Genomic DNA, 4,135 nt, shown 5'->3' with positions numbered 1-4,135 from the left:
GTCACCAAGCGGGTCTTCCCAGAGCTGTTCGAGCATCAGCGCATCCAGCCGGTGGATGATTACACCCTGCGGCTCTATGACATGCTGGCCTCGCTATCACCCCGGCCCGGTGATCATCCGACGGTGGTGGTGCTGACCCCCGGCATCTATAACTCGGCCTATTTTGAGCATTCCTATCTTGCCCAGCAGATGGGCGTGGAACTGGTGGAAGGCAGTGATCTGGAAGTCGGCGACGACGATTGTGTCTACATGCGTACCATTGAAGGACTGGAACGGGTGGATGTGATCTACCGGCGGATTGACGATCTGTTCATGGATCCTGAAGTGTTCCACCCCGATTCTTCGCTGGGAGTGCCGGGATTGATGCGGGCCTGGCGCAAGGGCAATGTGGCGCTGGCGAATGCGCCGGGCGCTGGCGTGGCTGATGACAAGGTGGTTTATGCCTTCGTGCCGGAGATCATCAAGTATTACCTCGATCAGGATCCGCTGATTGCCAACGTGCCGTCCTATCTGTGTATGCGAGAGAAAGATCGGAAATATGTACTGGCCAATCTGGACAAACTGGTAGTGAAACCGGCGAATGAATCCGGCGGTTACGGAATGATGGTTGGGCCACACGCGACCTCCGCCGAACACAAGCGCTTCGCCAAACTAATCCAGAAAGATCCCCGCAACTATATGGCTCAGCCCACCCTGGCGCTGTCCACCTCGCCGACGCTGTGCGACGACAACCAGATGGAACCGCGCCATATCGATTTGCGCCCGTTCATTCTCTCCGGTGGCCCCGGCACCTCCTATGTCACGACCGGTGGACTGACTCGTGTGGCGCTGCGCAAAGGCTCACTGGTGGTGAACTCCTCGCAAGGCGGGGGCAGCAAGGACACCTGGATCGTGGATACCGAGGGCTTCTAATCATGCTATCGCGCGTCGCTCACAACATTTATTGGATGACCCGCCAAATCGAGCGGGCCGAAGATACGGCCCGGCTGATCAACGTTAATGCCAACCTGCTGCTGGATTTGCCGCGCAACACCACTTTTGGCTGGTTGCCTTTGATCTTTATCGTCGGTGCCGAGAAGCTGTTCTTTGAAAAAGACCTGAATCGGTTGGCCGACGAAACCAATGTGGTTAAATTCCTGATCAGTGATAGCGGTCACCCCAGTTCGATCATCTCCAGCCTGGCCGCCGCCCGCGAGAATCTGCGCACCACCCGCGATACGGTGCCGCAAGAGGCTTGGGAACAGATCAATAGTTTGTATATCTACGCCCGCGATCATGTGCCCAGTCGACGCGGTCGCTTCGAGTTCCTGCGGCGGGTGATTCGCGGTTCGCAACAAATCGGCGGTCTGCTGGCCGGCGCGATGAGTCGTACTGCCGCCTACGATTTTGTCCGTCTGGGCCATTATCTGGAACGCGCCGATATGACTACCCGGATTCTGGACGTGCGTTCGGCCAATCTGCTGTCGCGGGCAGGCCAGACGCAGACTCAAACCCAAATCCAAACTCAAACTCAAACTCAAACTCAAACTCAAACCGCCGCTACTGAAAACGGAGAGCAGGATCCGTTTGAGAGCATTCAGTGGATGAGCGTGTTGAAATCGCTCAGTGCCTATCAGGCGTACCGCCAGCAGGTACGGGTGCGAGTCAGCGGCCCGGATGTGCTGAAGTTTCTGTTGCAGGATGAATACTTCCCACGTGCGGTGGTGTTCTGTTTGCGGCAACTGGAAATCTGCCTGAAAAAATTACCTCGGAATGATGCATCGCTGGAGGCACTCTCTGCACTCAGACAAAAGCTGAATGCAGCGGCGGTGCCGGAACTGGCCCACGAAGGACTGCACGAGTTTATTGACGAGGTGCAAATGGGTTTCGGTGAATTACACAACCAAATCGCTGCTGCCTACTTCGCCCATTAACTCGCTTGCTGAACCGGCCTGTCGCCGGTTCAGCAACACTGGATTCGCCGGCCCTTGCGCCGGCGTTTTTTGCGTTGCAGCATTGCTCCCCTTCCCCGACAATAGCCCCACAATGGTCAAAACAACTGAGGGGTCATTCCGTGGCTTACCAGCATCGTCATCTGGAGGGCAGTCTGCTTGATCTGCCGCTTGGCAAGGTCGTGTGCATCGGCCGCAACTATCTCGACCACATCCGCGAGTTGAACAACGCGGTGCCGGAAACGCCAATCCTGTTTATGAAGCCGGCAACGGCGCTGCTTGGGCTGGATGAGTCGATCCGGCTGCCGGAGGGGCGGGGTGAGTGTCACCATGAAGTCGAACTGGCGGTACTGATTGGGCGGGAACTGCAGAACGCTAATATCGAAACGGCCCGCCAAGCCGTGGCGGGTTACGGTATCGCCCTGGATTTGACCCTGCGGGACCTGCAAAACGAATTGAAGAAGAAGGGGCATCCCTGGGAAACCGCCAAAGCCTTCGACGGTGCTTGCCCGCTATCACCGTTTCTGCAACCCGAAGCGCTGTCCGATCCGCAAGCGACCGATCTGCTGCTGCGGGTGAACGGTGAAATCCGCCAGCACGGCAACACCCGGCAGATGATGGTCGGCGTTTTTGAACTCATGGCCTACATCTCCACTCACTTTACGTTGAGACCGGGCGACGTAGTGCTGACCGGAACTCCCGCCGGAGTCGGCCCGCTGCGCGCCGGCGATGCGTTGACGCTCAGCCTGGCCGGTCACGATTTCAGCGCACGGGTCGCCTGAACGACGTGGGCCAAGACTCTCAGCCTGACCCTCTCCCATTGGGAGAGGGCAGTTTTTGTATCAGCCCAGCGCAACGCTATGAACGTATTAATTGTCTTCGCTCATCCTAATCCGCACAGCTTCAATCAGGCCATCCTGGAAGTGGTAGACACGACGCTGCGCGAACACGGCCATGCCACCCGCATCCACGATTTGTATCAGATGCAATTCCGGGCGGTGATGGACAGTGATGATCTGGCTCGCAACTGGTGCGGTGATTTGCCGGAGGACACGCTTCAGGAGCAGATCGCCCTCCGCTGGGCGCAGGGGCTGGTATTCATTTATCCGATCTGGTGGTTCGGCCCACCGGCCATTCTCAAAGGCTGGATTGACCGGGTGTTCACCCGCAAATTTGCCTTCGAGTTCACCGCTACGGGTGGCATGCGCGGTTTACTCACCCAAGAGCGAGCGCTGATTATTAACACGTTGGGTGGCGACGAAGCGCTTTATCAGCGCGAACGCTGGCACGAGTTGCTGGTTCGCCCGATGACTGACGGTATTCTGGGCGCTTGCGGCGTCCGCAACGTCATCCACCGGGCATTCTACGAAGTGCCTACTGTTACTCACATCGAACGACAGGCGATGCTGGATGAGGTTCGAGAGTTAGCCACGGCGTTTTGAGCCTCACACTCCGCCCTTCCAAAAGCCGTACCCTGCTTGGCATAATGCCGTATTCCAAGTCCTTCCGACTGGACGCCCCAGCGGAATCCGTTCACCGCATCGCCGTACACCCGGCCAAGGGAGCAAAACAATAATGCGCGTCCTGCTTACTACCAACGAATATCCCCCTTACGTTTATGGCGGCGCGGGAGTCCACGTCGAGTACCTGTCGCGCGAACTGGCTAAATTGACTCCGGTCGAGGTACGCAGCTTCCACGATCAGACCCTCGACGAAGGTCAGTTGCATGTGCGTGGCATCAAGATGGACACCACTCATTTTGCCGGTTGCCCGCAATCCTTTGTTTCCCCACTCAAGGCCCTCAGCACTTGTCTGGCTTTTGTCGGTCAAGGCATCGGCGATCTGGAGGGCAGCGCCGAGATTATCCATTGCCACACCTGGTACGCCCACTTCAGCGGCATCCTCGCCAAGATTTTGTACAACATCCCGATGGTGATTACCGTTCACTCGCTGGAGCCACTGCGGCCCTGGAAGCGCGACCAGCTCGGCCACGGCTACGACCTGTCCCGCTGGATCGAAAAAACCGCACTGGAAACTGCCGACGCGATCATCGCGGTTTCGCGTAGTACCCGCGACGATATCCTGCGTCTGTTCAACGTGGAACCGACCCGGGTGGTGGTGATCCCCAACGGTATTGATACCGAGGAATACCACCCCGTCCACAATCCCGAAGTGATTGCCGAGTTTGGCATTGATCCCAACCG

At 57.7% G+C, this 4,135-nt stretch carries 5 protein-coding genes; all 5 read left to right on the top strand.

Annotation, left to right across the window (positions count from 1 at the left end; all coding sequences use genetic code 11):
* Nucleotides 1-912, top strand: a 912-nt coding sequence (locus BN874_RS11685) for a circularly permuted type 2 ATP-grasp protein (RefSeq protein WP_034433495.1), incomplete at its 5' end; no start/stop codon positions are given.
* 2 nt (nt 913-914) lie between these two features.
* On the top strand, nt 915-1,913 hold the full coding sequence (locus BN874_RS11680) for an alpha-E domain-containing protein (RefSeq protein ID WP_034433493.1): 999 nt from the start codon (nt 915-917) through the stop codon (nt 1,911-1,913).
* A gap of 140 nt (nt 1,914-2,053) precedes the next feature.
* Nucleotides 2,054-2,713, top strand: coding sequence for a fumarylacetoacetate hydrolase family protein (locus tag BN874_RS11675; protein WP_034433491.1), 660 nt, complete (start codon nt 2,054-2,056; stop codon nt 2,711-2,713).
* A gap of 78 nt (nt 2,714-2,791) precedes the next feature.
* Nucleotides 2,792-3,373 (top strand): NAD(P)H-dependent oxidoreductase, encoded by a 582-nt coding sequence (locus tag BN874_RS11670; protein ID WP_034433489.1) that lies wholly within the window; start codon nt 2,792-2,794, stop codon nt 3,371-3,373.
* Nucleotides 3,374-3,506: 133 nt separating this feature from the next.
* A partial coding sequence (locus tag BN874_RS11665; protein ID WP_034433487.1) for a glycosyltransferase occupies nt 3,507-4,135 on the top strand: 629 nt, incomplete at its 3' end.

This window comes from Candidatus Contendobacter odensis Run_B_J11 (assembly GCF_000531125.1).
In the GTDB taxonomy this organism is placed as follows: Bacteria; Pseudomonadota; Gammaproteobacteria; order Competibacterales; family Competibacteraceae; genus Contendibacter; species Contendibacter odensensis.
The sequence above is the reverse complement of the archived record's forward strand: the minus strand, read 5'-3'. Positions and strand labels throughout refer to the sequence as shown.

Coding starts and splice junctions, on each gene's coding strand:
- BN874_RS11670 (WP_034433489.1), top strand. CDS start 2,792: ATGAACGTATTAATTGTCTTCGCTCATCCTAATCCGCACAGCTTCAAT.
- BN874_RS11680 (WP_034433493.1), top strand. CDS start 915: ATGCTATCGCGCGTCGCTCACAACATTTATTGGATGACCCGCCAAATC.